Origin of the sequence: Acidiphilium sp. AL (assembly GCF_025499445.1) — a bacterium.
GTDB lineage: Bacteria > Pseudomonadota > Alphaproteobacteria > Acetobacterales > Acetobacteraceae > Acidiphilium > Acidiphilium iwatense.
Genome location: NZ_JAIMBZ010000096.1, coordinates 1 through 3,294, shown reverse-complemented (window position 1 = coordinate 3,294; position 3,294 = coordinate 1). Strand labels below are relative to the sequence as shown.

At 61.2% G+C, this 3,294-nt stretch carries 2 protein-coding genes; both read right to left on the bottom strand.

Translation table 11 applies throughout. The annotated features are described in order from the left end of the window. Positions 1 to 169: 169 nt before the first annotated feature. A complete protein-coding gene (istA, locus tag AiwAL_RS19940) occupies positions 170 to 1,693 on the bottom strand; it encodes an IS21 family transposase (RefSeq protein ID WP_262313460.1) in 1,524 nt (507 codons plus the stop codon). A gap of 271 nt (positions 1,694 to 1,964) precedes the next feature. Continuing rightward, positions 1,965 to 2,963 carry a site-specific integrase gene (locus AiwAL_RS19935; RefSeq protein ID WP_235705726.1) on the bottom strand — a complete coding sequence of 333 codons (999 nt, stop codon included), beginning with the start codon at positions 2,961 to 2,963 and terminating at the stop codon, positions 1,965 to 1,967. Positions 2,964 to 3,294 lie beyond the last annotated feature (331 nt).

The window sequence follows — 3,294 nt, the reverse complement described above, 5'->3', positions numbered from 1 at the left end:
CGGGTCTCGCGTTCCTCCATCTCAGCCGTTAGCAAAGCTTCGAGATATCCCAGATGTGACTGCTTCTCGCGGGTGGCGGCTTCCGCCAAGCGGGTGAATTGGCCACCGATGGTCGGCATCCGCAGCGTCTTGCAATGTTGGCGGATTGCCTGGTCCTGCAGATCGCTCATCACGCGCTTCCCATGCAGGGGGCGGTGAGCAATACGTCGTAGTCGGCGACACTCGGCATCGGCCGGTCGTAGCGGGCGAGTTCCCCGACATCGATCGGTTCAGGCCGGCCCTTGTGCAACCGCGCCTCGGTCAGCAGATAGCGCACCGCCGCCACGTCGCAGGCACCGAGCGACACCGTGGATATAACCGCCGCCCGGAGCCGGTCATGACCAAACTCCCGGCCGAGCAGCAGCACCGCCACCATCGACCGTGTGCCGTTCTGCTTGCCGTGTCGGGCCCGCAATCGCTCCCAAAGCTCGTCGTAGCAATCGGGCCAGCGTCCGGCCGCCCGCCATTGCGCCAACGGCTTGGAGCCGGCGAACGCCCCCGGCTTGTGGCTCAGAACATCGAGATAATGCTCGAGGTCGAGCACGTGCTGGCGCCGCTGATGGCAGCGCTCGTGCCGCGCGATCTGTTTGCCGCCGTGCCAGATCTCGACATGCAGCGGCCGGATCCGGGCTTCAACCCGCGTGCCGGCCTTGATCGGCACCGAGTAGAAATTCGTCTTCACCGTGACGCAGCCTTGCTTGTCGACCAGCGGGAAGGAGATCTCGGCGATATCGAACCCCTCGGCCGCACGCGGCAGCAGATGATCGCGCTCCACCGCCATCGTGGTGCCGATCGTGTCGGCTCGCCCGGCCAGAACCCGCGCCTCATCACCCCGGCAGTCGGCGATCAGGCTGGCGTTCAGCGCGTCGAGATCAGCCACCCACGGGACCGGCACCAGGTGATTGCGCCGGAAGTAGCCGCCTTCGCCCTCGATGCCGCCTTTCTCATGACCCTCGGCAGGCGTGCAGAATTCGGCGCTAAACCGCCAATGCGAGCGGAACGCCATGAACCGTACCGTCTCCTCGCGTCGGTGGCCGCGCAGGATCTTGCGCACCGCACTCGCCAGATTGTCGTAGCGCAGCAGGCGGAATACCCCGCCAAAATAATCGAACGCCATCTCGTGCGCCTCGAGAAACGCCTGCTGGGTCGCGTTCAAATAGGCACGATGAAACGCCGCCCCGCTCGCCATCGAGCGCATCGCGAACACCTGGACCTTGGTCCGCTCGCCGTCGAAATCGACCCAGGCTTCGTACCAATCGACCTGCGCCTCCTGGCCGAGCGCATAAGTTTGCGGCACGAAGGTCTCGCGCCGCACCAGTCCCATCTGGCGCTTGCGCTCGCGCACATGGTTGCGCACCGTCGATTCCGCGACCGAAGCGCCCGGAAACTCAATCAGAATCCGCCGGTAAATCCGCCGCGCCGTATGCCGCTGCTTGCGCAGTGCCCGCCGATCCGCCTCCAGAACACCATCAATGAACGCCACCACCCCATCCAGCTTCGGCTTCACCCGTGACGGATACTGATGCACAGGCGGCAACGCGCCCGCCAGCGCCTGGCGAACCATCCGCCGATGAACCCCAAATTTTGCCGCTACACCGGCAACCGTGCCGATCCCAAACTCATGCTCCCGACGGAGCTGCTCGAATAATTCCACTTTGGCTTTCCAATCCACGCGTGGCCCCCCGATCGTGCCGAGCGGACCGTAGGTTGAATGACAGGGGTGGGCCAAAATTCGCCATCACCGCTGGGCCAAAATTCAGTAGCAAAGCCACGCCGGCCTCAGGAAGCGGGTTTCACCCCACACGCTACGGCACTATCTGCCCCGCCTAACTATGTCGAGTAGCTTTGACCGCAACGGCAAACGTTTGAGGAATAGAGATATTTTCTGCAAAAACCCCCGGGCCACCCGACATAGTCAGTGTGATCTACAGGCTGTTCAAGAACGCCAGCAAATTGTCGTCGGGCCGGAAACGAGATGACTTGCCGGAATATGGGAGCGTCTTTGCCAACGCCTTCTCCTTCATTGCCAATGTCGCCTCGAGATAGATCTGTGTGGTCTCGACCGATTCATGACCGAGCCACAAAGCGATTACGGCGCGATCGACGCCCGCCTGCAGGAGGTCCATGGCCATCGTGTGCCTAAGACGATGAACAGTGACGCGCTTTCCATTTAAGGACGGGCACATGACAGAAGCGGTCTGGCGGTGTTTGTTCAGTATGTACTGAACGCCATGAACGCTCAGCCGCTCACCTCTGGCGCTGGGAAACAGGATACTTTCTTCTCCGCGTTGAGGTTCTTTCAGCCAGTTTCTCAAGACCGCGGTCGTGGACTTGGCGAACGGGGTGCAGCGCTCCTTGCGCCCTTTGCCAATGACACGCAGGTGGGCGCCCGTGCCGAAAAACAGATCGTCCCGCTTGAGACTGGTGATCTCCGATAGCCGCAATCCGGTCTGCACCGCGACCAGCAGGAACGCGTGATCGCGCCGCCCGGACCAGGTCGATTGATCCGGTGCGGCCAGCAAGGCATCGACCTCTGGGCGGATCAGGAAATTGACGAGGGTTCGAGTGAAGCGCTTACTGGGAATCGCAAGCACGCGTTGAATTTGTGCGGAATGCTCGGGTGCCTCGAAAGCCGCGTAGCGAAAGAAGGAATGAATCGCCGTGAGGCGCAGGTTGCGGCTGCGGACGCTGACGCCCTGGTGGCTCTCCAGGTCATCAAGGAAGGCAACGATCAACGGCGCGTCGACGGCTTCGAAGTTCAAATGAGACGGCGGCCTATGCAATGTTCGTTTGGCGAACTTCAGCAGCTGCCGAAATGTATCGCGATAAGAACTGATTGTATGGGGGCTTGCCTGCCGCTGTTGCATTAGGCGTTGAGTGAAAAAGCGCTCCAACAGCGGCGCCAGGCTGGCATGCTTGGTCATGTCCGATCCTCCCAGCGGCCCTCAAGGCGGCGCATTGCTTCTTTCATCAGTTCGGGTGAGCCGCTCAAGTACCATTGGGTGTCGGCCACGTGGACATGGCCGAGATAAGTGGACAAAATGGGCAGGAGCCGCTGGGGATCTTGCTCGGCTTCGTACCAACGCAACAGCGTGTTGGTCGCAAAAACATGCCTGTAATTCCGAGATCGGAATTACCGCCATAATTCCGCATCCTGGATTATTCCGAGCGCGGGTCGGGAGGACGCAGGATTCGCACGATTTCTGGCCAATTGATCGGCATAATCAGAGGGTCTTTAGGAAGGCCAAGAGATGG

Bases quoted from the DNA above. Each gene is read 5' to 3' on its own strand.
- AiwAL_RS19935 (WP_235705726.1), bottom strand. From the start codon at position 2,963: ATGACCAAGCATGCCAGCCTGGCGCCGCTGTTGGAGCGCTTTTTCACT.